At 62.3% G+C, this 23,838-nt stretch carries 23 protein-coding genes; 15 read left to right on the forward strand and 8 right to left on the reverse strand.

Translation table 11 applies throughout. From position 1 onward, the window contains the following. Positions 1–28: 28 nt before the first annotated feature. From AC07VF_RS23730 to AC07VF_RS23750, 5 genes are all read right to left on the reverse strand, one after another. On the reverse strand, positions 29–862 hold the full coding sequence (locus AC07VF_RS23730) for an AraC family transcriptional regulator (protein WP_495009751.1): 834 nt from the start codon (positions 860–862) through the stop codon (positions 29–31). Positions 863–868: 6 nt separating this feature from the next. Continuing rightward, positions 869–2,512 (reverse strand): phosphoethanolamine transferase, encoded by a 1,644-nt coding sequence (locus AC07VF_RS23735; RefSeq protein WP_495009750.1) that lies wholly within the window; start codon positions 2,510–2,512, stop codon positions 869–871. Between the two features lie 226 nt (positions 2,513–2,738). Further along, positions 2,739–3,479 carry a substrate-binding periplasmic protein gene (locus tag AC07VF_RS23740; protein WP_346627799.1) on the reverse strand — a complete coding sequence of 247 codons (741 nt, stop codon included), beginning with the start codon at positions 3,477–3,479 and terminating at the stop codon, positions 2,739–2,741. A 15-nt stretch (positions 3,480–3,494) separates the two neighbouring features. After that, positions 3,495–4,853, reverse strand: coding sequence for a GGDEF domain-containing protein (locus AC07VF_RS23745; protein WP_495009749.1), 1,359 nt, complete (start codon positions 4,851–4,853; stop codon positions 3,495–3,497). A gap of 2 nt (positions 4,854–4,855) precedes the next feature. Continuing rightward, positions 4,856–5,653 carry a substrate-binding periplasmic protein gene (locus AC07VF_RS23750; protein WP_495009748.1) on the reverse strand — a complete coding sequence of 266 codons (798 nt, stop codon included), beginning with the start codon at positions 5,651–5,653 and terminating at the stop codon, positions 4,856–4,858. A gap of 856 nt (positions 5,654–6,509) precedes the next feature. Between AC07VF_RS23750 and cydP the strand changes: the two genes are divergently transcribed. From cydP to AC07VF_RS23775, 5 genes are read left to right on the forward strand one after another with little or no spacing between them, the layout of a single operon-like run. Further along, complete coding sequence (cydP, locus tag AC07VF_RS23755) at positions 6,510–6,707, forward strand: cytochrome oxidase putative small subunit CydP (RefSeq protein ID WP_346628899.1); 198 nt, start codon at positions 6,510–6,512, stop codon at positions 6,705–6,707. Continuing rightward, the gene (locus tag AC07VF_RS23760; protein ID WP_495009747.1) at positions 6,704–8,296 is read left to right on the forward strand and encodes a cytochrome ubiquinol oxidase subunit I; all 1,593 of its coding nucleotides are present in this window, start codon (positions 6,704–6,706) and stop codon (positions 8,294–8,296) included. The genes cydP and AC07VF_RS23760 overlap by 4 nt, the downstream gene beginning before the upstream one ends. 10 nt (positions 8,297–8,306) lie before the next feature. After that, a complete protein-coding gene (gene cydB / locus AC07VF_RS23765; RefSeq protein WP_495009746.1) occupies positions 8,307–9,449 on the forward strand; it encodes a cytochrome d ubiquinol oxidase subunit II in 1,143 nt (380 codons plus the stop codon). A 25-nt stretch (positions 9,450–9,474) separates the two neighbouring features. Continuing rightward, the gene (gene cydX, locus AC07VF_RS23770) at positions 9,475–9,591 is read left to right on the forward strand and encodes a cytochrome bd-I oxidase subunit CydX (protein WP_065988546.1); all 117 of its coding nucleotides are present in this window, start codon (positions 9,475–9,477) and stop codon (positions 9,589–9,591) included. Continuing rightward, entirely contained in the window at positions 9,581–9,883 is a 303-nt protein-coding gene (locus AC07VF_RS23775) for a cyd operon YbgE family protein (protein ID WP_346627794.1), read from the forward strand. Before cydX ends, AC07VF_RS23775 begins: the two co-directional genes overlap by 11 nt. A gap of 5 nt (positions 9,884–9,888) precedes the next feature. Here the strand turns inward: AC07VF_RS23775 and AC07VF_RS23780 are convergent, their stop codons facing one another. Both AC07VF_RS23780 and AC07VF_RS23785 read right to left on the reverse strand, forming a co-directional pair. Then, positions 9,889–10,167, reverse strand: coding sequence for a hypothetical protein (locus AC07VF_RS23780; RefSeq protein ID WP_495009745.1), 279 nt, complete (start codon positions 10,165–10,167; stop codon positions 9,889–9,891). A 9-nt stretch (positions 10,168–10,176) separates the two neighbouring features. Further along, positions 10,177–11,181, reverse strand: coding sequence for an MFS transporter (locus tag AC07VF_RS23785; RefSeq protein ID WP_495009744.1), 1,005 nt, complete (start codon positions 11,179–11,181; stop codon positions 10,177–10,179). A 302-nt stretch (positions 11,182–11,483) separates the two neighbouring features. Between AC07VF_RS23785 and AC07VF_RS23790 the strand changes: the two genes are divergently transcribed. The 8 genes from AC07VF_RS23790 (at position 11,484) to pstB (ending at position 19,646) form a co-directional block, all read left to right on the forward strand. After that, entirely contained in the window at positions 11,484–12,107 is a 624-nt protein-coding gene (locus AC07VF_RS23790; protein WP_495009743.1) for a glutathione S-transferase family protein, read from the forward strand. Positions 12,108–12,135: 28 nt separating this feature from the next. Then, entirely contained in the window at positions 12,136–14,193 is a 2,058-nt protein-coding gene (locus AC07VF_RS23795) for a 2Fe-2S iron-sulfur cluster-binding protein (RefSeq protein WP_495009742.1), read from the forward strand. A 29-nt stretch (positions 14,194–14,222) separates the two neighbouring features. Continuing rightward, complete coding sequence (locus tag AC07VF_RS23800) at positions 14,223–14,426, forward strand: hypothetical protein (RefSeq protein WP_192172403.1); 204 nt, start codon at positions 14,223–14,225, stop codon at positions 14,424–14,426. A gap of 200 nt (positions 14,427–14,626) precedes the next feature. Further along, positions 14,627–15,517 (forward strand): class A beta-lactamase, encoded by an 891-nt coding sequence (bla, locus tag AC07VF_RS23805; RefSeq protein ID WP_423572418.1) that lies wholly within the window; start codon positions 14,627–14,629, stop codon positions 15,515–15,517. Between the two features lie 389 nt (positions 15,518–15,906). Next, entirely contained in the window at positions 15,907–16,926 is a 1,020-nt protein-coding gene (gene pstS, locus AC07VF_RS23810; protein ID WP_346628907.1) for a phosphate ABC transporter substrate-binding protein PstS, read from the forward strand. A 70-nt stretch (positions 16,927–16,996) separates the two neighbouring features. Further along, complete coding sequence (pstC, locus tag AC07VF_RS23815) at positions 16,997–17,992, forward strand: phosphate ABC transporter permease subunit PstC (RefSeq protein ID WP_192172406.1); 996 nt, start codon at positions 16,997–16,999, stop codon at positions 17,990–17,992. Continuing rightward, positions 17,989–18,867, forward strand: a complete 879-nt coding sequence (gene pstA, locus AC07VF_RS23820; protein WP_192172407.1) for a phosphate ABC transporter permease PstA — start codon at positions 17,989–17,991, stop codon at positions 18,865–18,867. Before pstC ends, pstA begins: the two co-directional genes overlap by 4 nt. Then, positions 18,867–19,646 (forward strand): phosphate ABC transporter ATP-binding protein PstB, encoded by a 780-nt coding sequence (pstB, locus tag AC07VF_RS23825; RefSeq protein ID WP_122623165.1) that lies wholly within the window; start codon positions 18,867–18,869, stop codon positions 19,644–19,646. Before pstA ends, pstB begins: the two co-directional genes overlap by 1 nt. A 256-nt stretch (positions 19,647–19,902) precedes the next feature. Here the strand turns inward: pstB and AC07VF_RS23830 are convergent, their stop codons facing one another. Beyond that, positions 19,903–20,826 carry a LysR family transcriptional regulator gene (locus tag AC07VF_RS23830; protein ID WP_192172408.1) on the reverse strand — a complete coding sequence of 308 codons (924 nt, stop codon included), beginning with the start codon at positions 20,824–20,826 and terminating at the stop codon, positions 19,903–19,905. 349 nt (positions 20,827–21,175) lie between these two features. Here AC07VF_RS23830 and AC07VF_RS23835 point away from each other — a divergent pair, with 349 nt between their 5' ends. Further along, complete coding sequence (locus tag AC07VF_RS23835) at positions 21,176–21,976, forward strand: glucose 1-dehydrogenase (RefSeq protein ID WP_495009741.1); 801 nt, start codon at positions 21,176–21,178, stop codon at positions 21,974–21,976. Then, positions 21,969–23,819: a glycoside hydrolase family 15 protein gene (locus AC07VF_RS23840; RefSeq protein WP_495009740.1), complete on the forward strand. Its 1,851-nt coding sequence runs from the start codon at positions 21,969–21,971 to the stop codon at positions 23,817–23,819. Before AC07VF_RS23835 ends, AC07VF_RS23840 begins: the two co-directional genes overlap by 8 nt. Positions 23,820–23,838 lie beyond the last annotated feature (19 nt).

Here is a 23,838-nt window from a genome sequence, read left to right on the forward strand (position 1 = left end):
GTTCAGGTCCGGGCGAGCAGGCGTCTGATCACGGCTTGTACTGGCCCGGCGTCACGGCCAGATGCTTTTTGAACGCCCGCTGAAAATGCGCCTGATCGGCAAAGCCACTCTGCTGCGCGATGTCGGCGATGGGCTCGCCGATGCGCAATTGCGCCTGGCCGTGCTGGATGCGCCGGTTGACCAGCCAGGCGTGGGGTGTCATGTGGTAATGCTGCTCGAACGCTCGAATCAAGTAGGCCTCGGACAAGTTCGCCACCGCGCATAAATCCTCGAGCCGAATCGGTTGCAGATAATGCGCATCGATGTACCGCGCCGCGCGCTCGACCTTGGGATTGGGCTGTCTTGGCGTCAGCGTCGAGCCGCCCAAACGCTGTTCGACCAGGCTGAAAAAACCGACAGCGGCCTCCTGTTTTGCCAGCGTATCGAGCTGCGAATCCACCAGCCGCCGATGCAAGTCGAGCAAGCCTTTGAACAACAGCGGGTCACGACTGTGGGTGGCCGGATACCCGCGAAGCATGCCCCCGTTGTTGACCCCGCAATCACGCTGAAGCGCGCCCAGCCACTGCGCGTTCACGTACAGCATCAGGTAGGACCACGGCTGATCGTCGATGGGGTTGCAGGCGTGGACCTCGCCGGGGTTCATCAGCACAACGGTGCCGGCGGCGATGGTCTGAGTGGTTTTCTCGTGCAGGTACGTGCTTTGCCCGGCGGTGATTGCGCCGATGGAAAACACGTCATGGGAATGACGGGAATAACAGACCTTGCGTCCGTCGTCGATGGAGCGCGCTTCAATGAACGGCAGCTGCGCGTCCCGCCAGAACACCGGTTGATCAAGACGTTTCACCGGGTTCTGGCAGGTCATTTCAACTCATCCCTTGTCGCGCTTGCAGCTGTGAAAGAGGTCCAGCGCCGGTTGGTATTCCGTGCTGGTAACGCCGAGCAAGCCTAGCACCGAATGAAACATGTAGTCATGGCTCAGGTCCGGCTGGTCTTGCCTGGCCGCCAGGCACGTGCGATCGACGCCGGCGTCTTCCAGGGTCGAGTGGCCAAACCACATCACCATCGGCACGTGGGTCTGCGCCGTCGGTGCGATGGCGTACGGCGCGGCGTGCAGGTAGATGCCGTTTTCGCCGAGGGACTCGCCGTGGTCCGAGACGTAGATCATCGACGCATCGACCTTGTCCTGATTGCGCTTGAGCAGTTCGATGGTCTGGGACAGGAAATGATCGGTGTAGAGGATGGTGTTGTCGTAGACGTTTTTCAGCTCGTCGGACGTGCAGCTGCCCAGCTGATTGGTGTGGCAGACGGGCGTGAAGCGCTCCAGGCTCTTGGGGTAGCGGTCGTAGTATTCCGGGCCGTGGCTGCCATCGGAATGGAGGACGATGATGGCGTTGTCCTGCAGTGAGTCGATGTAGTCCTGCAAGCCCACCAGCAGGGATTCGTCGAGGCAGTTCTTGCCATCACAGAACGGGCTCGGCTGGTTTTTCGGGATATCGCTGTGGGGCACGCGCAGGCAGGTGCCTTTGCAGTCGCTGTTGTTGTCCAGCCACAGCACCTTCAGACCGGCGCGCTGAAGCATGTCCAGCAGACCCTCGTAGGTCTTGCCCTTTTTGTCGCTGTAATCGGTGCGCGGAAACTTCGAAAACATGCACGGCACTGACACGGCGGTGGAGGTACCGCACGAGGCCACGTGGGTGAAGTTGAGAATGTCCTGCTTTTTCAGCTCCGGGTTGGTTTCCCGCCCGTAACCGTTGAGGGAGAAGTGGTCGGCCCGTGCCGTTTCACCGACAACGAAGATCATCAGGCTCTTTTTCGGCCGCTGTTGTGCTTGCGGGCTGAGCGCCGCGTCGGCGCCGACGGGCTGGATTTTCAGCGTCTCTTTGATGGCGACGGTCTGCTTGGTCAGCTTGCCGATGGCGTAGATGTAATTGGTCGGATTGATGAAGTGGGTGAGCTTGTCTTCATCGCGAAAGATCGGCGCATAGGTCGAGTAGAAGGGGCCGACGGCAGCGGCGATCACCAGCAAACAGCCGATGCAGACAAGCACTTTGTTGACCAGCCCGGGCAGCACGGGGCGGTAGGTCACCGGCACCCACCAGATCAGCGCGATCGGCAGCACGCCGAGCAGGCCCAGGTAGAGAAACAGCTTGCCGCTCAACAGGGCCTCGGCCTCGCCGGGATTGGTCTCCAGCACGTTCTGCATCATCGTCGTGTCGATGCTGATGCCGTAGGTGTTCATGAAATACGCGGCGCCGGCCGAGCACAGCGCCACCAGACTCAGCGCCGGCTTGAGCGTCGGGCGAAACGAAAAGGGTGTGAGCAGCAGGGTGATTGCGGCCCACAGCAGGAAGGCAAACGACACATAGAACGCGATGGCTTTGACGCCCTGCAATTGCGCCAGATCAACCAGTGCGCGCCAGGTCGCCAAGTTGTAGAACACCACCAGACACAGGGAAAACAGCATCACCAGACGAGTAGACGTGACCGGTTTGACCATCGGATTCATTTCCATATCAGGGGCCGCGCAGTGCCTGGGGTGCGGGTGCAACAGGCATTTCCATCCGTGGGGCCGAGACGTCAGACTGAGTCAGTCAATGGCTGCCGGGAGGGGAGGCGGGACAGACCGCGCGGAGTTTTCCAAAACGATTGTGAAGGCTTTGTGAAATCCCCGAGGCGCTGATTTCCGGGGCGTGAAAACCGGGTTTTGCAGGCCGGGATCCGAGTGGGACGGCTTGCGGTCACTGCCCGGCGATGACCCTGTCCACCGTGCCGTCCTGTTTGAGTCGGGCGAAGGCGGCGGTGATTCGCTGGACCGTCTCGTCCGGGGTGCTGGCGCTGAGGGCGACGTACAGACCTTTGGACAGTTCGTCGAGGGTGAAGACGCTTTCCAGGTCCTCGAAGGCAATGTGCAGATCAGCGCATTGTTCCCGCGCCTCGCGCTCGGGCATGGGAATCAGCTCGACCTGGCCGCTGATGAGTTTGCGCAGGTTGTCGAGGTTATTGGCCGACACCACCATCCTGCTGAACCCCTTGCCTTCCAGGTATTGCTGGCGCGAATCGTCGCGCACCACGCCGACGGTGTAATGACTGGCGTCCTGCAAGTCCTTGACCCGCACATCGCCGCGCTTGCGCAGTTTGTAGAACGACGGCATGACGTGTTCCAGCTCGCCGACCCACTTGAACAGCCCTTCGCGCGCACTGCTGCGGATCATCGGGTAGATCAGCACGTTCGCTTCCAGCCGCGCGATGTCGTAGGCCCGCGCCCAGGGGTACAGCGCCATGTGGTAATCGGTGATGCCGGCGTTGGCGAGGGTCAGCTCGACCACTTCACTGGCGACCCCGACCACCTTGTCGCCGTCGAGTGCGCTGTAGGAGGAGTCTTCGGTCACCACTTGCAACGTCGCGGCGCCAGCGTTCAGGCACACGAAAAACATCAAGAAAGTGACCAGAACGCTGCACTGACGATGAATTGTTCCCATGGCATTCCTCTCGGTTCAGATCACACAGCGGTCCCGGCCCTGGCTTTTCGCCCGGTACAGCGCCCGGTCGGCACTCTGCAGCAGTTGATCGAAGTGCTCCATGTTCGCCGGGTCGAGCTCGGCCACGCCGATACTCAAGGTCACGAAAGGCGAGACCGGTGAAGCGCTGTGTACCAGTTGTTGCCGGGCCAGCAGCCCGCGCAGGCGATCGGCCGAGGCCAGTGCCTGTTGCTCATCCTGGCCGGGCAGCAGCACGGCGAACTCTTCGCCGCCGAGCCGCGCCACCAGTTCGCCGGAGCGCGAAAACAGCGCGCTCATGGCCAGCGCCACATCGCGCAGGCATTGATCGCCCCGGGCATGGCCGTAGGTGTCGTTGTAAAGCTTGAAGAAATCGATGTCGCACATCAGCACCGACAGCGGCTGGCGATGACGCAAGGCGCGGTTGAATTCCAGCTCCTTGAGCTCGTCGAAATGCCGGCGGTTGGCCAGGCCCGTGAGCGGATCGAAGCGGGTCAGGGCTTCCAGTCGCGTATTGGCGGCCTTGAGCTGTGCGGTGCGCTGCTCGACCAGTTCGGCGAGCTGGTCGCGGCTGGCGGCGAGGGTGACTTCATCGCGCGCCTGACGCTCCAGGTGCGCGGCCAGTTTGTCCTGCAGGTCATTGACGCCCGCTTCGAGCAGGTCGAGTTCGTCGCCGGCCTTGCCGCGTCGCTCAAGCGTCAGGTGCGTCTTGAGGTTGAGCGGTGTCAGGTGTTCGAGGTGGCGGGCAATGCGCCGCACGTGCAGGGTCACCGAGCGGTTGAACATCCCCATGATCAGCCCGGCGAGCGCCAGGGACTGGATGATCTGGGTGAGCATGATGACCGCGACTTCTTTCCACAGGCGTCTCCACAGCAGGCTCTCGTCGCCTTCGATGGTCAGCTCGCCGACCACCTCGCTGGCGCCGGGGTAGGGCGCAATCGTCAGCTGCCGATGCAACGCCGGGGCGAGGATCGAGCCGGTGTGGCCGGGGTGTTGGTGTTCCAGAATCTCGGGGGCGCGACCGGGCCGCAGGATCGTCAGCTGAACGCGGCCCACCGGCGCCGCCGTGGCCACGCTGTCGATCTGGGTCTGCAGCGCCTGATCATCCATCTCCCACACGGCTTTGGACAGCGTGCCCTGGAACACCTGATCGATCAGGCTCAGCTCGGCGTTCATGTTCGCCAGATTGGTGTTCCAAGCGAACCAGGTGCGCACCAGCACCGTTGCGGCGGTGAACAGCATGCAGAACGCCAGCGTCGCCAGCACCAGACGCCGTGCCAGCGAACCGGTGCGCTGTCCATTGCGAGGGTCCGGGCGGGTGTCGCCGGGCGGGTCGGAAGGGGTGTCGAACGGCATGCTCATTGCCACTTGCGCGCGATGGCGTCGTAGGTGCCGTTGGCGCGAATGGTCTCAAGGGCTTTCTGAAACAGCTGCACCGTGGCGTCGGGCGTGCCCATGCTGAACGCCATGTTGAAGCCGCCGGCTTCTTCCAGCTCTTTTATGCGCAGGGATTGCACCAGGGTTCGGGTGGGGTCATCGCCGACCTGCCGGGCGAGGTAGTAAGCGTTGAGCTCGTCGGAAATCCACAGCTCGACGTGGCCGGTCTGCAGTTTCTGGTAGTTGAATTCGTAGCGGTTGCTCGATTGCAGCTGATGACCGATCTCGAACGCGCGCGCCATCAGGTACTGCTCGCCGACGTCTTCGTTGACCGTCGCGGTTTGCCAGTCCCGGGCATCGTCCAGGCTCAGCAGCGTGACGGGATGGCTGGCAGACGAATACAGAAACCAGCGCGACGCGGCGATGGTGCCGACCCACTTGAACAGCCGCTCGCGCTCGGCGGTGCGGGTGATGGAGTAGATCAACACATTGGGCGTGTGCAGCGCCAGATCATAAGCCCGCGCCCAGGGCATGGATTGAATGGAGGCCTGCACATTGACCTCCTTCAACACCGCCTGGACCACCTCGGTGCTCATGCCGGTGAGCCCCCCGTCGCGGGTCATGTTATAGGGTGGGAGTTCTTCGGTGACCACATGGATCTCGACACGAGCCGCGTTCGAGTTAATCGATTCAGCTCCCGACGCGCCAGTGCCCACGCACAGCAACAGCGCCACACAGAGTGCGCTGCCCAGTGTGTGAATGAGCGAATGGAATGTCATCGATAACTACCTCATGGGGTGCAGAAGCGACAGATTCCGGGCCGTGAACACCCCGGCACAACCGTCACCGACTGCCTTGCACACCGGGATATCGGCTGAATAATCCGTCACTTGAGACGGCATCCTGCCGGTCATCCTAACAGCTTGAATGGACGAGGCCGGGTTCCCCGACTCCCGCGCACAACCTCACACAAACTCCAGCACCTTCTGACAACGCACATCGTCCGGCAACCACCGATCTCCAGTGCCCGGACTGGCCTCTTCCCGGCTAAAGCCGGTCCTACAAAAGCACCGCGTGCATTCAGTGGGACCGGCTTTAGCCGGGAATGGACGCGGAGCGTCCCAGGGTGCATACCCACGCAGAGCGTGGGGACGATCATCCACGGCACCGCATTCCCCCGTAGGACCGGCTTCAGCCGGGAAGCCGTTGATCTGCTGTTGATCTGCTGTTGATCTGCTTTTGATCTCGCTTTTGATCTTCGTACAAAAAAGGTCCAGACACCGCCAAACGCGACTTGTGTGCAGGCTGAACGCAGGTTTTGCGGAGTGGGCCGAGCCGCATGGATGCGGCGAGAGCGCCGTTAGGACATGGATGTCCGTTCGGCGCGGGCCCACGGAGCAAGACCGGAGTGAAGGAACCCGACGCAGGAGGGCCAAACCAGGAGCAAGCACCCTTGGTTACTTGGGGTGCTTTTCCAAGTAACTCGCCGAAGGCGAAACAATCTGCCCCCAGGCAGATGCTTTTAGACAGCTGTGGCGTTCTGCCACATCGGATCAAACGCGCCTTATTGACCTGGATCAATCCCGCAGGAAACGTCTGTAGGAAAAATACCTCGCACCCCGACGAGTCCTCAACATGCCCGGTCCTTTCGACTTCCTCAAACACCCCCTGGCTAGAGACATCAGTCTGATCCTCCTGATCAAACTCGTCCTGCTCATGGGCATCCGCAGCGTCTGGTTCGACGCCCCGGTCGAAGTCAAGGACGACGGCGTGCAAGCCGGCCTGCACCTACTGAGCACCCCATCCGCACCCTCTGAGAAAAACCCAAAATGATATCGGAATCAGTCGTCGACCTCTCCCGGCTGCAGTTCGCGATGACCGCGCTGTACCACTTCCTCTTCGTCCCCCTGACCCTCGGCATGACCTTCCTGCTCGCCATCATGGAATCGGTCTACGTCATGACCGGCAAGCAAGTCTACAAAGACATGACAAAGTTCTGGGGCAAACTGTTCGGCATCAACTTCGCCCTCGGCGTCACCACCGGCCTGACCATGGAATTCCAGTTCGGCACCAACTGGGCCTACTACAGCCACTACGTCGGCGACATCTTCGGCGCGCCGCTGGCCATCGAAGGGATGATGGCGTTCTTCCTCGAATCGACCTTCATCGGCCTGTTCTTCTTCGGCTGGGACCGCCTGACTCGCGTCCAGCACCTTACCGTCACCTGGCTGGTGGCGATCGGCTCCAACCTGTCAGCGCTGTGGATCCTCATCGCCAACGGCTGGATGCAGAACCCGGTCGGCGCCGAGTTCAACTTCACCACCATGCGCATGGAACTCACCAGCTTCAGCGACCTGCTGTTCAACCCCGTCGCCCAGGTCAAGTTCGTCCACACCGTGGCGTCAGGCTACGTCACCGGCGCGATCTTCGTCCTGGCGATATCCAGCTGGTATTTGCTCAAGGGCCGCGACATCGCTTTCGCCCGGCGTTCGTTCGCCATCGCCTCGGCATTCGGTATGGCCTCGATCCTGTCGGTGATCGTGCTGGGTGATGAGTCCGGCTACGAGATCGGCGACGTGCAGAAAACCAAGCTCGCCGCCATCGAAGCCGAATGGGACACCGAACCGGCCCCGGCAGCGTTCACCTTGTTTGGCCTGCCCAACCAGGCCGAGCAGCGCACCGACTACGCGGTCAAAATTCCTTACGTGATGGGCCTCATCGCCACCCGCTCGGTGGATAAGCAGGTCACCGGCATCAAGGATCTGGTGCACGAACACGAAGGCCGCATCCGCAACGGCATGACCGCCTACGACTTGCTCGGCCAACTGCGCGGCGGCGACAAGAGCCAGCAGACCCTCGACGCCTTCAACGCCGTGAAGAAGGACCTCGGCTACGGCCTGCTGCTGAAGAAGTACACCGACAAGGTGGTCGACGCCAACGAGCAGCAGATCAAACAGGCTGCGCTGGATTCGATCCCGCAGGTGGCCTCGATCTTCTGGACCTTCCGCGTGATGGTGCTCAGCGGGATGCTCATGCTGCTGTTGTTTGCCTGCGCCTTCTGGGCCTCGGCGCGCAAGAACGAGACCCGCAAGCGCTGGCTGCTCAAGTGGGCGGTGTTCAGCCTGCCGCTGCCGTGGATTGCCACCCAGACCGGCTGGTGGGTCGCCGAGCATGGCCGTCAGCCCTGGTCCATCGGCGAAGTGCTGCCCGTGCACCTGTCAGCCTCGACCCTGTCGGCGGGGGATGTGCTCGGTTCGATTGTGGCGCTGGTGGGCTTCTACACCGTCCTGCTGATCATCGAGATGTACCTGATGATCAAGTTCGCCCGACTCGGCCCGAGCAGCCTGCACACCGGTCGCTACCACTTCGAGCAAGGCGCGCCCGGCAACGCTGCCCACGCCAAACACCCGGCCCTGGCCTGAGGAATCCCCGATGTTCGATTACGAGACACTGAAAATGATCTGGTGGGTGCTGGTCGGCGTATTGCTGATCGGCTTCGCCCTCACCGATGGCTTCGACCTGGGCGCGGCGATGCTGATGCCCTTCGTCGCGCGCAGCGACACCGAGCGGCGCGTGGTCATCAACACCATCGCCCCGCACTGGGACGGCAATCAGGTCTGGCTGATCACCGCCGGCGGCGCGCTGTTCGCGGCCTGGCCGCTGGTGTATGCCGCTGCGTTTTCCGGTTTGTACTGGGCGCTGCTGCTGGTGCTGTTTGCGCTGTTCGTGCGCCCGGTGGGGTTCGACTACCGCAGCAAACTGGAAAACACTCGTTGGCGGCAGAGCTGGGACTGGGGCCTGTTTGTCGGGGGCGTGGTGCCGTCGCTGGTCTTCGGCGTGGCGTTCGGCAACCTGTTGCTGGGCGTGCCGTTTCAGTTCGACGACACCCTGCGGTCCAGCTATCACGGCAACTTCTGGCAGCTGTTGAGCCCGTTCGGCCTGCTGGCTGGCGTGGTCAGCCTGAGCATGCTCGGCCTGCACGGCGGCAGCTGGCTGATGATGCGCACCGAAGGCGCCATTGCCCAACGCTCACGCCGGGCAGCGCAGTGGCTGTCGCTGCTGTTTCTGCTGTCGTTCATCGGCGCCGGCGTGTGGCTGTTGCTCGGCGGCATTCAGGGCCTGGCGATCACTTCGGCGTTCGACGCCGGGGCGGCGCTGAACCCGCTGGCGAAAACCGTGACAGCCAGCAACCACGGCTGGATGGCGAATTATCAGCAGCACCCGCTGACGGTCATCGCGCCATTGCTTGGGATTTTCGGTGGCTTGCTGGCCTTGCTCGGCGCCAGTGCGGGGCAGGGCAGAACGGCGTTCCTCGGCAGCAGCCTGGCGATCGTCGGCGCGCTGTGCACCGCCGGTTTTGCGTTGTTCCCATTCGTCATGCCGTCGAGCCTGGACCCGGCGTCGAGCCTGACCGTGTGGGACGCCGTTTCCAGCCATAAAACCCTGATGATCATGCTGATCGCGGCGTCGATTTTCGTGCCGTTGATCCTCTGCTACACGCTGTGGTGCTACGCCAAGATGTGGGGCAAGGTCACCACCGCGCACATCGACCACAACCCCCACGGCCTGTACTGAGCCACGTTCTAGAGGAGAGACAATCATGTGGTATTTCGCCTGGATTCTCGGCGTGTTGCTGGCCTGCAGCTTCGGCATCATCAACGCGCTGTGGCTGGAGTCATCCGACGCCGCTGCGCTGGAGAGCGGCCGTGACCGCTGAAGCGCTGAGTGCACCCTTCAGGCACGCCATCGGCCGGGCACTGTCCCTGCTGATGGCCGTACCCCTGAGCCTGGTGCTGCTGATTCACCCGGCGTCGATGCTCGATGCCAACGGCCATTACTCCCACAGCCCGCTGATGCTGATCATGTGGGGCGTGGCCGGAGGATTCGTCCACGGCGTCGGTTTCGAGCCGCGGGCGATGGCCTGGCGGGTGGTGTTTCACCCGCTGCTGGCCTGGGCGCTGATGGCCGTCGGCTATGGGATGTGGCTGACCGCGCGGCAGTGGCTTTAAGCCGTTTACGCAGTAGCAGCCCTGGTCGACTTCACGGGCGGCACGATGGACAGCGCGATCAACGCCGCAATGGCGCACAGCAGGCCGGAAATGAAAAACGCCGGCAGGTACGTGGCGAAATGCGTGCGTGTCCAGCCGGCGCCGAAGGCGGCAAACGCGGCGCCCAGTTGATGGCCGGCGAACACCCAGCCAAACACGATATTGGCGCGCTCGGCGCCAAATCGCTGGGCAGTCAGCTTGACCGTCGGCGGCACTGTGGCGATCCAGTCCAGCCCGTACAACAAGGCAAATACCTACAGCCCGAACACGGTGAAATCCAGAAACGGCAGCAGCACCAGCGACACGCCGCGAAAGCCGTAGTACCAGAACAGCAGCCAGCGATTATCGAAGCGGTCCGACAGCCAGCCGGAACCGATGGTGCCGAAGAAGTCGAAAATCCCCATCACCGCCAGCATTCCGGCCGCCGTGGTCGCGGCCAGGCCGTAATCGCCGCACAGACTGATGAAGTGGGTCTGGATCAGGCCGTTGGTGCTGGCGCCGCAGATAAAGAACGTCATGAACAGCACCCAGAACGTCCAGGTTTTCGACACGTCGCGCAGCACTCGCAGCGGGGTGATCAGCAGCTGAACGAAGGTCTGGGTGCTCGCGGCTATGGGCTGAATGTCCTCATCGCCGTAGAGCGGCAATTGCAGATCGGCAGGGCGGTTGCGCATCAATGCCAGCACCGCGACGCCGGCAATGACGATGGCCGTGCAAATGCATGCCAGCGCCGTGCGCCAGCCGAAATGCTCGGTCATGTTCGCCAGCAGCGGCATGAACACCAGTTGGCCCGTGGCAGAACTCGCCGACAGCAAGCCCATTGCCAGGCCACGATGCTTTGAGAACCAGCGCGTCGCGACGGTGGCGCCGAGCACCATCGCCGTCAGCCCTGTGCCGAAGCCAACCACCACGCCCCATAGCAGCACCAACTGCCAGAACTGCGTCATGAACAGCGACAAGACCATGCCGCTGGCGACCAGCGTCAGCGCGGTCAGCACCACCTTGCGCACGCCGAAGTGATTCATGAACGCGGCGGCAAACGGGCCGACCAGACCGAACAGGGCAAAGCGAATCGCCAGCGCCGAAGAAATCTCGGCGGTGTCCCAGCCGAACTCCGCTTGCAGTGGCCGGATGAACACACCCGGCGCGCCCACGGCGCCGGCCATGACCAGCATGGTGAGGAAGGTGACGGCCAGGATCACCCAGCTGTAGTGAATGCGACGGCGCGACAGCGAAGCCGCCAGAACGGACGAAACCATGGAAATTCACCAGAGAGCAGAGCAGTTGGATGATGGCTGTACTCCAATATGAACGCTCAGCCATCAGGCCTCCGTCAAGGGGATATTTCTGAATGTTGCAGATAGGGGAGGCGCGAGCCGTGTGAGCGGCTCAAACAGCGGGATTCGACGTCCGGCATTTCACCCCGTGAAACAGTGGATTGCTTTTTCTGGTCATTCTCCAATCCAGCGGTCAGGCCCACTATTCATTCCACCAGCGCGGCCCACCATTGCGGCACCGCCGCCCCACGCTGAGTTGACGCACTTGCCCAGGAGCTCACCCCATGACCGCCATCACGCTCTATCACTTCCCGCTGTCCGGCCACTCCCACCGCGCCGAGCTGATGTTGTCGCTGCTGGGCCTTGATCCGAAGATCCAGTTTGTTGATCTGGCCAAGGGCGAGCAGAAAAAGCCGGAATTCCTCGCCATCAACGCCTTCGGCCAGGTGCCGGTGATTGACGACAACGGCGTGATCGTCGCCGATTCAACGGCGATCCTGGTGTACCTGGCGAAGAAGTTCGACCCGTCGGGCCGCTGGTTGCCGAATGATCTCGAGGGCGCCGCGCAGGTGCAGCGCTGGTTGTCTGCCGCCTCCGGCGCGATTTATCTGGGCCCGGCGCGGGCGCGGCTGATCACGGTGTTCGGCGCGGGCTTCGATCCGAAAGACACGATCCAGCGGGCCCACGACGCGCTCCGTGTCATCGATCAGCACCTGAACGGGCGCGAATTTCTCGCCACTGATCACGCCACCATCGCGGATGTCGCCGCCTACAGCTACATCGCCCACGCGCCGGAAGGCAATGTGTCGCTGGACGAATACGCCAACGTGCAGGCATGGCTGGCGCGCATCGAGAACCTGCCGGGCTTCACGCCCATGCCGCGCACGGCGGCAGGGCTGGTCAACTAATCATCCGGGAGTCCAGGGAGTTCGCGCCATGAACGAGATTCGCACTGAAATACCATCGCCATGGCATTCCGGCGAGCGCGCTCTGCAGGCTAAAGTCGGCGTTGCGGAGCGCATGGAAGCCCTGGGCAAGCGCGTCATTCGTGACTACATGCCCGATCAGCACCGTGAGTTCTACGAGCACCTGCCGTACCTGATTCTCGGCGCCGTCGACGCTGAGGGCTGGCCATGGGCGAGCCTGCTGGACGCCCAGTCGGGGTTTATCCATTCACCCGACGCCAGGCAGTTGCACATCGCCCGACGACCCGACGCCGAAGACCCGGCCGGCGCCGAGTTCACCCCGGGCGCGGCGGTGGGCATGCTCGGCATCGACCTGCACACCCGCCGTCGCAACCGCATCAATGGCCACATCAGCGATGTGTGGGAAAACGGTTTTTCCGTGAGCGTCGAGCACTCGTACGGCAATTGCCCGCAGTACATTCAGCTGCGGGCGCTGAAGCAGGTGCCGCTCAAAGCTGTGGCGGAGCGTCCCCCGTTGCAGCGATTGACCGCGCTGGATGACGCCGCCATCGCCACCATTCGTGGCGCCGACACCTTCTTCGTCGCCAGCTATGTCGACCTTGAGGGCGCCCAGCCCCAACGTTCGGTGGACGTGTCCCACCGTGGCGGCCAGGCCGGGTTCGTGCGGGTGGAGGGCGATGTGCTGACCATCCCGGACTTCGCCGGCAACCTGTTTTTCAATACGCTGGGCAATTTCCAGGTCAATCCAAGGGCCGGTCTGCTGTTCGTCGATTTCCAGACCGGCGAGCTGTTGCAGGTGGCGGGCACTGTCACGCTGATCCTCGACGGGCCGGAAATCGCTGCATTTCAGGGCGCCGAGCGGCTCTGGCAGGTGCGGGTGGAACAGGTGGTGCGTCGTCCGGCGGCGTTGCGCTCGCGCTGGGAATTCCAGGGCTGGTCGCCGAACAGCCTGATGACCGGCGACTGGCAGCAGACCGCCGCCCGCTTGCAGGCCGACGCCTTGCGCGATCAATGGCGACCCCTGCGGGTGACGCGGATCGAGGACGAAAGCGACGGTATTCGTTCGTTCTATTTCGAGCCTGCCGACGGCGCCGGTTTGCCCGCGTTCAAGGCCGGTCAACACCTGCCGCTGCGCCTGTCCCCGGACGTTCGCACGCCGCCGCTGATACGCACCTACAGCCTGTCCAGCGCGCCGTCCGATGGATTCTTCCGCATCAGCGTCAAGCGCGACGGCCTGGCCTCGGCGTACCTGCATGACCACGTCAGCGTTGGCGATCTGCTCCAGGCGCGGTCACCCCAGGGCAGCTTTGTGGTGGATCCGCAGGAGCGCCGTCCGCTGGTGCTGCTGGGGGCGGGCATCGGCGTCACGCCCATGCTGTCGATGCTGCGAGAAGTCATCTACGAAGGCAAACGGGTGCGGGGAGGGCGGGCGACCTGGTTCATCCAGAGTGCCCGTCGTCTGGCCGACCTGGCGTTTCGCGAAGAAGTGGACACACTCATTGCAAAGGCTGGCGACCAGCTGACAGCGATCCGCGTGCTGAGCCAGCCGGAAACGTCGGCGCGGGTGGGTGAAGACTTCCACCTGACCGGCCGCATTGACCTCGATCTGCTCAAGGCGCTGCTGCCGTTCAACGACTTTGATTTCTATGTGTGCGGGCCGGCGGCATTTACCCAGGCGATCTACGACGGCCTGCGCGGCATGCACATTCGCGATGAGCGCATTCATGCCGAGACCTTCGGCCCGTCCAGCCTCAAGCGCAGCGGTGATTCACAGGGAGTTGCCTTCGAGCAACCGCCCGCCGCCACCGAAGCAGTGCCGGTGGTGTTCGAACGCTCCGCCAAGGAAGCGCGCTGGCAACCCGCCGGCGGCACTTTGCTGGAACTGGCCGAGAGCCGAGGACTGAGCCCGGAATTCAGCTGTCGCGGCGGATCCTGTGGCACCTGCAAGACCCGGCTCATCAGTGGCCAGGTGCATTACCCGGTTCCGCCCGCTGAAAGGCCGGCGCCGGACCACGTGCTGATCTGCTGCGCAGTCCCGGCTTCAGGGCCGTTGGTGCTCGATCTGTAACCATCCATGCGTGTGCGGGAGAGACGGCGATGAACCCATGGCCAGCGTTCGAGAAAGAGGAAACCCCGATGCCTTATCAGGCCACCGAGCAGGAGATCTCCTGGTTGTTGCCGCAGTCGCTGGCGTCCCTGGCCGGCGAGCTTGCGGCGAGCCACGAGCCCGTAGACACGCCGGCGACCCTTCGGCTGTTTATGTGGGTGCGGTCGATCCCGGCCTTCAAACGATCGCACTGAAGGCAACGTGGGAAGGGCGATGAGGGCGCGGGCCGATGATTGTGCGTGTGTAGCGGCTGATGGTTGAAATGTCCCGCCGTCTGGCCGGATGATGTGCGCCGGTTTGCCCACCGTTCGCAGCGGCTCAGCGGCGGCTCGTCCCATTGGGGTGAGTGCCATGATCCGTGCGGCGCTCGTTGCCCTTCACAAGGACGTTCATCTTGATCACCCGCAGAACCCTCATCGGCGCGTCGTTGCTGGCTGTGCCCACGTTGTTGAGTCTTCCTTCATTCGCTTTCGAGCGGCGCTCGGAGCCTTCTTCTGATCGAGTCATCCAGCAGCAACTGGCCGACCTTGAACGTCGTCACGGCGGCCGGCTGGGGGTTGCCATTCTGGACACGGCGAGCCAGCGCCTGATCAGCCATCGTGGCGATGAACGCTTTGCCCTGTGCAGCACCTTCAAATGCCTGGCCGCCGCCCATGTGCTGGCGCGGGTTGATCGAAAGCAGGAGGACCTGTCGCGGCGCATCGTCTATTCCGCTGAGCAACTAGTGCCGTATTCACCGACCACCGAGCTGCACGTGGGCGGGCAGGGGCTGAGCGTCGGTTCGCTGTGCGAGGCGGCGATGACACTGAGCGATAACACCGCCGCCAACCTGCTGCTCGACAGCATGGGCGGTCCCGAAGGTCTGACGGCCTGGCTGCGCTCGATCGGTGACACGCAAACGCGCCTCGACCGGCGCGAGCCCGAGCTGAATGAAAACCGGCCGGGTGACCCGCGCGACACCACCACGCCCGTCGCCATGCTGCAGACCCTGAAGACCCTGGTGCTGGGTGAAAAACTGACACTGGCCTCGCGCGATCAATTGACGGCCTGGCTGGTGAACAATCAGACCGGCGACAAAAAGCTGCGCGCCGGCGTCCCTGCCCGTTGGCGTGTGGGCGACAAGACCGGTTCAGGTGCCAACAACGCCAGCAACGACGTTGCGGTGATCTGGCCCGGCGAACGGCCGCCTGTTCTGGTGACGGCGTATTACACCGGATCGAAAGCCAGCGGTGATCAGATCAACGCACTGATGGCCGATATCGGGCGACTTGCCGCTGGGGTGTAGGGCGAGCGTCGAGGTGTATCGAGGCGAGTCGTAAAATCTCGATACACATTGCCCTCGATGGATCGGTTGCGCCGTACGGCCGGAGAACTCCGCCAACGTCTCACACAGCCCTGTGCCGCCCCAGACGCCGCTCAATTGCCACAAATCTGATGCCTTGATGCCGATATGTGGCGCATTGATATTAAATTCCCTTCAGCTAGACAACCTCAGCCTTAGCCAACAAAACCGGGCACTTCAGCTTTACACGCTGTAGGAAATGGCTGACAGACGGCTCCGTTTTGGCGCGTGGTCTCAAGACTGTCATCAAACAGAAATGTTTCCAGTTTTAAATCTGCCTCGGGTCTTCAACTGTGACCACACACACAAAATTCTCTTGTTGAGGTATTGCCGTGATTCTGCTGACTAAAAAACGCCTGTCGCTTCTGATGGCTTCGATGTGCCTGTCGGGTATGGCACACGCCGTTGATGTGACGGGCGCTGGTTCGAGTTTCGTATTCCCGGTTATCTCCCAGTGGTCGCAGGACTACAGCAAAACTGCTGACAATCGCGTGAACTATCAGTCGATCGGTTCGGGCGGCGGTATCGCCCAGATCAAGGCTGCCACCGTAGACTTCGGCGCGTCCGACGCCCCGATGTCCGCTGAAGACCTCAAGGCCGGCGGCCTGGGTCAATTCCCAAGCGTCATCGGCGGCATCGTTCCAGTCGTCAACCTCGAAGGCGTCAAAGCCAACGACGTGAAATTGAGCGGCCAGGTCCTGGCCGACATCTTCCAGGGCAAAATCACCAAGTGGAACGACCCTGCGATCGTCAAACTGAACGATGGCGTGAAACTGCCTGATACCAACATCACTGTCGTTCACCGTTCGGACGGCTCGGGCACTTCCTTCAACTTCACCAGCTACCTGACCAAAGTCAGCGACGCATGGAAATCCGGTCCAGGCACTGGCTCCGCTGTTCAATGGCCAGTGGGCGTGGGCGGCAAGGGTAACGAAGGCGTGGCGGCTTACGTAAAACAGATCAAGGGCTCGATCGGTTACGTTGAATACTCCTACGCCACCAAGAGCGATATCGCTTTCACTCAACTGCAGAACTCTGCTGGCGAGTTCATCAAGCCTGACGCCAAAGCTTTCGCCGCAGCGGCTGACACCGCTGATTGGGCCAACGCCAAAGACTTCAACCTGATCATGACCAACGCGCCGGGCAAGACGGCATGGCCGATCACCGCGACCACCTGGATCATTATGTACAAGCAACCGAAGAACGCCGAGAAAAGCGCGGCTGCTTTCGACTTCTTCAAATGGTCCCTGGAAAAAGGCCAGAGCGCCGCTGAAAAACTGGAATACGTACCTCTGCCTGCATCGCTGGTCAGCAAGATCGAAGACTACTGGAAAACCGAGTTCACCAAGTAACTCGACGTAATCCGGCTAACCCCTGTCACCGAGCGCTCGGTGGCAGGGTTTCCTTGCGAGTGGACCTACCATGAATGAGAACACCCAATACATGTCCGCTGTGATTCCGGATGCACTATCCGAGAGCGAAAAACGCGCGGCCCGCGATCACCGACACGACGCCTGGTTTCGGCGCACGATGCTGGGAGCGGCTCTGTTGGTGCTGCTGTTGCTGGCGAGTATCGCCGGCTCGACACTCTGGGGCGGTGCCCTGGCGTTCAAGACCTTTGGCTTCGAATTTCTTACCAGTACCGAATGGGATGTGGTCAACGGCAAGTTCGGCGCGCTGGTGCCGATCTACGGCACGCTGGTCACCTCCTTTCTCGCGCTGCTGATCGCCGTTCCGGTGAGCTTCGGCATCGCGGTTTTTCTGACTGAAGTCGCACCGCCCTGGTTGCGCATGCCCATCGCTTCGGCGGTGGAACTGCTCGCGGGCATTCCTTCGATCATCTATGGCATGTGGGGCCTGTTCGTGTTCGGGCCGTTCATGGCGCAATACATGGCCCCGTGGATCAACGACAACCTCGGCGCGCTGCCGCTGATCGGCCCGGTGTTCCAGGGCCCGCCACTGGGCATCGGCATGCTCACCGCCGGCATCGTGCTGGCGATCATGATTATCCCGTTCATCACCTCGGTCATGACCGAAGTGTTCCGCAGCGTGCCCATCGCGTTGAAAGAGTCGGCTTACGCACTGGGCGGCACGACCTGGGAAGTGGTCTGGGACATCGTCCTGCCTTACACCCGCTCTGCGGTGGTCGGCGGTGTGTTCCTGGGCCTGGGCCGTGCGCTCGGCGAAACCATGGCGGTGACCTTCGTGTTGGGCAACGCCCACCAGTTCTCCGCATCGCTGATGATGCCCAGCAGCTCGATTGCTTCGGTGATTGCCAACGAGTTCAGCGAGGCCTACACCGACCTGCACCGTTCTGCGCTGATCGCCCTGGGCTTCCTGCTGTTCGTGGTTACCTTCATCGTGCTGGCGATCGCCCGTCTGATGCTCTCTCGTCTGTCGCGCAAGGAGGGTCTATGAGTAAGGCCGATAACGAAAACCTGTACCGCGCCCGCGCGATCAAGAACAGGATCGCGATGGTCCTGAGCTGCGCCGCGACGGCCTTCGGCCTGTTGTGGCTGGTGTGGATTCTGCTGACCACGATCGTCAACGGGTTCGAAGCGCTGAACCTGCGGCTGTTCACCGAGATGACCCCGCCACCGGGCTCATCGGGCGGTCTGGCCAACGCCTTTTACGGCAGCATCCTGATGTCCGGCATCGGCCTGCTGATCGGCACGCCGATCGGTTTGATGGCTGGTATCTGGCTGGCAGAGTTTGCACGCAACACCAAGCTGGGCAATGCGGTGCGCTTCATCAACGACATTCTGCTGTCGGCACCGTCGATCGTGCTGGGTCTGTTCGTGTACACCGCGGTGATCCTGCCCCTCAGCGCCGTGACCAACCATCAGGTCGGTTTCTCGGCCATCGCCGGCGCTCTGGCCCTGGCACTGCTGGTGATCCCGGTGGTGGTGCGGACTACCGACGAAATGCTCCAGCTGCAACCCTCGACCATGCGCGAAGCCGCGCTGGCGCTGGGTGTGCCGCAATGGAAGCTGACGCTGCAGATTGTCCTGCGTGCGGCCAAGGCCGGCGTCGTGACCGGCATCCTGCTGGCGCTGGCGCGCATCACCGGCGAAACCGCGCCGCTGCTGTTCACCGCCTTTGGTAACCAGTTCTGGAGCAGTGACCTGCTCAAACCGATCGCAAGCGTGCCTGTGGTGATTTTCCAGTACGCGATGAGTCCGTTCGATGACTGGCATTCCCTGGCCTGGGCCGGCGCTTTGATTATGACCATGTTTGTACTGGTACTGAGCCTCAGTTCCCGTCTTCTCCTTTTGCGCAATAGGGCGTCCTGATGAACAACCTTTCCCTCGCCGACGAAAAAACCAAAATCCAGGTACGCGGTCTCGATTTCTACTACGGCGCTCAGCGTTCGCTGAAATCGGTCGACATGATCATCCCCGAGAAGCGCATCACCGCGATCATCGGCCCGTCCGGCTGCGGCAAGTCCACGCTGCTGCGCGTGTTCAACCGCATTTACTCGATGTACCCGAAACAGGAGGCCAAAGGCGAAGTGATGCTCAACGGGGAGAATATTCTCGCTCCCGGTTACTCGATGAACCGCCTGCGCAGCAACGTCGGCATGGTGTTCCAGAAGCCGGTGCCGTTTCCGATGTCGATCTACGACAACATCGCCTACGCGGTGCGTCACCACGAAAAACTCTCCCGTCGCGAGATGGAAGAGCGCGTCGAGCAGGCCCTGCGCGGCGCGGCGTTGTGGGATGAAGTGAAAGACAAGCTCAAGCAGAGCGCCCAGAGCCTTTCCGGTGGTCAGCAACAGCGTCTGTGCATCGCCCGCACCATCGCGCTGCGTCCGCAAGTGCTGCTGCTGGATGAGCCGACTTCAGCCCTCGACCCGATCTCCACCGGTCGCATCGAGCAACTGATCACCGAGCTCAAAGAGCAGTTCACCGTGATCATCGTTACCCACAACATGCAACAGGCCGCGCGCTGCTCGGACTACACCGCGTTCATGTTCATGGGCGAACTGATCGAACACGGCGACACCGACACCATCTTCACCAAGCCGTCCAAGACCCAGACCGAGGATTACATCACCGGTCGTTTCGGCTGAGGGGGAATATCGCTGGCGCTGCAGGAGGTCTTAGTGGGACTGGCTTTAGCCGGGAAGTGGCCGGTATAGACGCCACAAACTTGTGCTGTCACCGCCGACGCTTTCCCGGCTGAAGCCGGTCCCGCACTTGATCGCGGATTATCTGTAGGACTGGCTTTAGCCGGGAACGCATCAGGGGCTACACCGCAAATTTGATGGCGTCCAAACCGGCCACTTCCCGGCTGAAGCCGGTCCTACTATGGGAAAGCGTCGAGCATTACGGCGCGGCGCTCGAAGCGCCGGCATCCCCCATGAACGCCTCCAGCCGCTTGCGCAGCCAGCGTTCGGCGGGGTCGGTGTCCATGACGCTGAGCCAGACCATCGACAGCTCCAGATTCGGCGTCACGAACGGCAGCGGTTCGCCGCGCAGACCGGTTCGGGCCATGGCCCGGGTCAGGTGATCCGGCAAATTGCACAGCAGATCCGTCCCCTCCATCAACGCCGGCAACGTGCTGTATTGCGGCACCGACAGCACGGCGGTGCGCTTGCGCCCGATCGCCGCCAGCCACTCATCCGCAAAGCTCGAAATGTTTGCCACGTGGGAAACTACGACATGGGGCCGGGTGCAGTATTCATCCAGGGTGATCGGCTCAGGCGACGAATCGGCCCGCACCACCATCGGCTGCACGCTGCGCAGCAGTTTCCGCTTGGCATTGGCCGGCAGTTCACGGGTCAGGCAGACGCCGACGGTGATGTCGCCGGACATGAGCAGCTCCGAGACATTCCAGAAATTGACCTGCTTGATCACCAGCACGATGCCCGGCGCTTCCTCGCGAATCGCGCGCAGCATCGGCGGCAGCAGGCTGTATTCGACGTCGTCGGAGAGGCCGATGCGGAAGGTCATGTCACTGCTGGCCGGGTCGAATTCCCGCGTGAGGCTCAGGGCGACGGACATCGCGTCCAGCGCCGGCGACAGGTGACTGATGATCTCGTTGGCCCGCGCCGTGGGTTCCATGCGGTGACCGACGCGAATGAACAGCGGATCGTTGAACAGCGCACGCAGGCGGTTGAGGGCGGCACTGATGGTGGGTTGGCCGAGGAACAGCTTCTCGGCGGCGCGGGTCACGTTACGCTCTTGCATCAAGGTCTCGAACACCACCATCAGGTTGATGTCGGCCTTGCGCAGCTCATTGCGATTCATACATCGTCCCCGTTACCCGACATTCGTCACCCTTCTTTAGAGGTCTGCGACAGATGGACGCAGTTTATGGAGCACGGTCGTTCGGCGTCCAGCCTTCCCGGCTAAAGCCAGTCCCACTGAATATACGCATGCGCTTGGTGGGACGGGCTGGACCGCGAATTGTAGGACCGGCTTTAGCCGGGAAGAGGCCAGCGTGGGCACCCTCGATTTTGCGGTGTGACCGCGCAAGCCTTGCCTGCCAATGCCACCGCCCGCAGCGTTTTGCCATTGGAGCGAACCTTTTCCCGATGAACTTCAGCAGAACCCCATGAGTCAGCATTAAAACGCTCACCATGAGGCTCTACATTCCATGCAGATTTCCTTGAAAGGCCAGGTCGCCCTCGTCACCGGCGCCAGTTCCGGACTGGGTGCCGGCGCGGCGAAAGGGCTGGCGGCGTCCGGCGCGGCAGTGGTCGTCAACTACCATTCGCAACCCGAACCCGCGCAGAAGCTCGCGCAAGAAATCATCGACGTCGGCGGCCAGGCCATCGCCATTGGCGCCGACGTCTCCAACGAGCAGGACGTGGAAAGGCTGTTCGCCGAGACCCTGAAGGCGTTCGGCCGTCTGGACATCCTCGTCGCCAATTCCGGGCTGCAGAAGGATGCGGCCTTCGCCGACATCACCCTCGAGGACTGGAACACCGTCATCAACGTCAACCTGACGGGTCAGTTTCTCTGCGCGCGCGCTGCAGTGCGGCAGTTCGCCAAACAGGACATCCGCCCCGAGGTGTCTCGCGCCATGGGCAAGATCATCCACATGAGCTCGGTGCATCAGGTCATACCCTGGGCCGGCCACGTCAACTACGCCGCGTCGAAAGGCGGCGTCGATCTGTTGATGCGCAGCATTGCCCAAGAGGTCGGCGAGCAGCGCATCCGCGTCAACAGCATCGCGCCGGGGGCGATTCGCACCGCCATCAACACCAAGGCCACCAGCGGCGACGCCGAGAAGAAACTCCTGGAGCTGATCCCCTACGGTCGGGTGGGCGAGGCAGATGATGTGGCCAATGCCATTGTCTGGCTGGCGTCGGATGCGTCCGACTATGTGCATGGCACGACGCTGTTCATCGACGGCGGCATGAGCCTCTACCCGGAGTTCCGCAACAATGGCTGAACACACCCCGAACCCCGATGAGCAGACCCAGCAAGAACCGCAGAACGCTATCGAAAACCACGGAATCATTGGCGACATGCGCAGTGCGGCGCTGGTCGCCGACACCGGCAGCATCGACTTCTGCTGCTGGCCCGACTTCGACAGCCCGAGCATCTTCACCGCGCTGCTGGACACCCCTGACGCTGGGATTTTCCAGCTGGCGCCGATCCTACCGGACGCTCGTCGCCAGCAGCTGTACCTGCCCGAAACCAACGTGCTGATGACGCGCTGGATCGCCCAGGACGCCGTCGTCGAAGTCACTGACCTGATGCCCATTGCTTCTGAAGTCGACAACCTGCCGCGCCTTATCCGCCGCATCCATGTTCGTCACGGCCAAACGGCGGTGCGCATGCTCTGCCGGGTGCGCCACGATTACAGCCGCGCTGATACGACCGCGCAGATGGACGGCGAGGACATCCGTTTCGAGGCCGAAGGTCAGCCGGCTATGCGTTTGGCGGCGACCACCGAATTGACCCTTGAAGGCCAGGCCGCGGTGGCCGAGTTCGAGATGAAGCAGGGTGATGTCGTCGAGTTCATGCTCGGCGGCGCCGATGATCCGCTGGTCAAAGCCACCAACTGCGACTGCGATTTGAAAAACACCGTCAATTACTGGCAGCACTGGAGCCGGCATTCCAATTACCGCGGCCGCTGGCGTGAAGTGGTCAATCGCTCGGCCCTGGCGCTCAAGCTGCTCACCTCGCGCAAGCACGGCGGCATTGTCGCTGCGGCGACCTTCGGCCTGCCGGAAGAAGAGGGCGGCGAGCGCAATTGGGACTACCGCTACACGTGGATCCGCGATGCCTCCTTCACCGTCTACGCCTTCATGCGCCTGGGTTACACCGAAGAAGCCAATGCCTTCATGCACTGGGTCCGTGAGCGCATGGGCGACTGCTGCGAAGACGCCAACAAGCTCGGCATTCTCTACGCTCTGGACGGTCGCGAAGAATTGCCCGAAGAAGAACTGGATCACCTCAGCGGCTACGGCGGCGCGTCTCCGGTCCGCATCGGCAACGAAGCCTACAAGCAGACGCAGCTGGACATCTACGGCGAGCTGCTCGACGCGGTGTACCTGGCCAACAAATACGGCGAGGCCATTTCCCACGAGGGCTGGAAGCACGTCACGCGGCTGGTCAATGAGCTGTGCGAAACGTGGAACAGCAAGGACGTCGGGATCTGGGAAATGCGCGGCGACGACCAGCATTTCCTGCATTCGCGGCTGATGTGCTGGGTCGCGCTGGACCGGGCGTTGCGGCTGTCGCTGAAACGTTCGCTGCCGGCGCCGTTTGAGCGCTGGGACCGGGAGCGTCAGGCCATCCATGACGACATCTGGGAAAATTTCTGGGACGCCGATCTGGGTCATTTCGTCCAGCACAAGGGCAGCAAGAACCTCGATGCGTCGATGTTGCTGATGCCACTGGTGCGCTTCGTCGGCGCCAGTGATCCGAAGTGGCTGAAGACCCTGGACGCCATCGAACGCACGCTGGTGCGCGACGGCATGGTCTTCCGCTATCGCAACGACGATGACCATCAGGACGGCCTTGAGGGTGAGGAAGGCGCGTTCGTGGCCTGCTCGTTCTGGTACGTCGAATGCCTGGCCCGCGCCGGGCGGGTGGAGCAGGCGCATCTGGAGTTCGAGCAATTGCTGCGCTATGCCAACCCGCTGGGCCTGTACGCCGAGGAGTTCGACGCCCACGGCCACCATCTGGGCAACACGCCCCAAGCCCTCAGCCATCTGGCGCTGATCAGTGCGGCGAGTTTTCTGGATCGTAAACTCGAAGGCAGCCAGACCCTCTGGCAGCCCTGACTTCCGGGATCAAAGGAGA

The sequence above is a fragment of the Pseudomonas sp. GW821-FHT02H06 genome, from assembly GCF_059421525.1.

Bases quoted from the DNA above. Each gene is read 5' to 3' on its own strand.
- AC07VF_RS23840 (WP_495009740.1), top strand. From the start codon at position 21,969: ATGGCTGAACACACCCCGAACCCCGATGAGCAGACCCAGCAAGAACCG.
- pstB (WP_122623165.1), top strand. From the start codon at position 18,867: ATGAACAACCTTTCCCTCGCCGACGAAAAAACCAAAATCCAGGTACGC.
- AC07VF_RS23735 (WP_495009750.1), bottom strand. From the start codon at position 2,512: ATGGAAATGAATCCGATGGTCAAACCGGTCACGTCTACTCGTCTGGTG.
- AC07VF_RS23745 (WP_495009749.1), bottom strand. From the start codon at position 4,853: ATGCCGTTCGACACCCCTTCCGACCCGCCCGGCGACACCCGCCCGGAC.
- AC07VF_RS23830 (WP_192172408.1), bottom strand. From the start codon at position 20,826: ATGAATCGCAATGAGCTGCGCAAGGCCGACATCAACCTGATGGTGGTG.
- AC07VF_RS23730 (WP_495009751.1), bottom strand. From the start codon at position 862: ATGACCTGCCAGAACCCGGTGAAACGTCTTGATCAACCGGTGTTCTGG.
- AC07VF_RS23790 (WP_495009743.1), top strand. From the start codon at position 11,484: ATGACCGCCATCACGCTCTATCACTTCCCGCTGTCCGGCCACTCCCAC.
- AC07VF_RS23785 (WP_495009744.1), bottom strand. From the start codon at position 11,181: ATGGTTTCGTCCGTTCTGGCGGCTTCGCTGTCGCGCCGTCGCATTCAC.
- cydP (WP_346628899.1), top strand. From the start codon at position 6,510: ATGCCCGGTCCTTTCGACTTCCTCAAACACCCCCTGGCTAGAGACATC.
- AC07VF_RS23795 (WP_495009742.1), top strand. From the start codon at position 12,136: ATGAACGAGATTCGCACTGAAATACCATCGCCATGGCATTCCGGCGAG.
- AC07VF_RS23760 (WP_495009747.1), top strand. From the start codon at position 6,704: ATGATATCGGAATCAGTCGTCGACCTCTCCCGGCTGCAGTTCGCGATG.
- AC07VF_RS23740 (WP_346627799.1), bottom strand. From the start codon at position 3,479: ATGGGAACAATTCATCGTCAGTGCAGCGTTCTGGTCACTTTCTTGATG.
- cydX (WP_065988546.1), top strand. From the start codon at position 9,475: ATGTGGTATTTCGCCTGGATTCTCGGCGTGTTGCTGGCCTGCAGCTTC.
- AC07VF_RS23800 (WP_192172403.1), top strand. From the start codon at position 14,223: ATGAACCCATGGCCAGCGTTCGAGAAAGAGGAAACCCCGATGCCTTAT.
- AC07VF_RS23750 (WP_495009748.1), bottom strand. From the start codon at position 5,653: ATGACATTCCATTCGCTCATTCACACACTGGGCAGCGCACTCTGTGTG.
- AC07VF_RS23835 (WP_495009741.1), top strand. From the start codon at position 21,176: ATGCAGATTTCCTTGAAAGGCCAGGTCGCCCTCGTCACCGGCGCCAGT.
- pstC (WP_192172406.1), top strand. From the start codon at position 16,997: ATGAATGAGAACACCCAATACATGTCCGCTGTGATTCCGGATGCACTA.
- pstA (WP_192172407.1), top strand. From the start codon at position 17,989: ATGAGTAAGGCCGATAACGAAAACCTGTACCGCGCCCGCGCGATCAAG.
- cydB (WP_495009746.1), top strand. From the start codon at position 8,307: ATGTTCGATTACGAGACACTGAAAATGATCTGGTGGGTGCTGGTCGGC.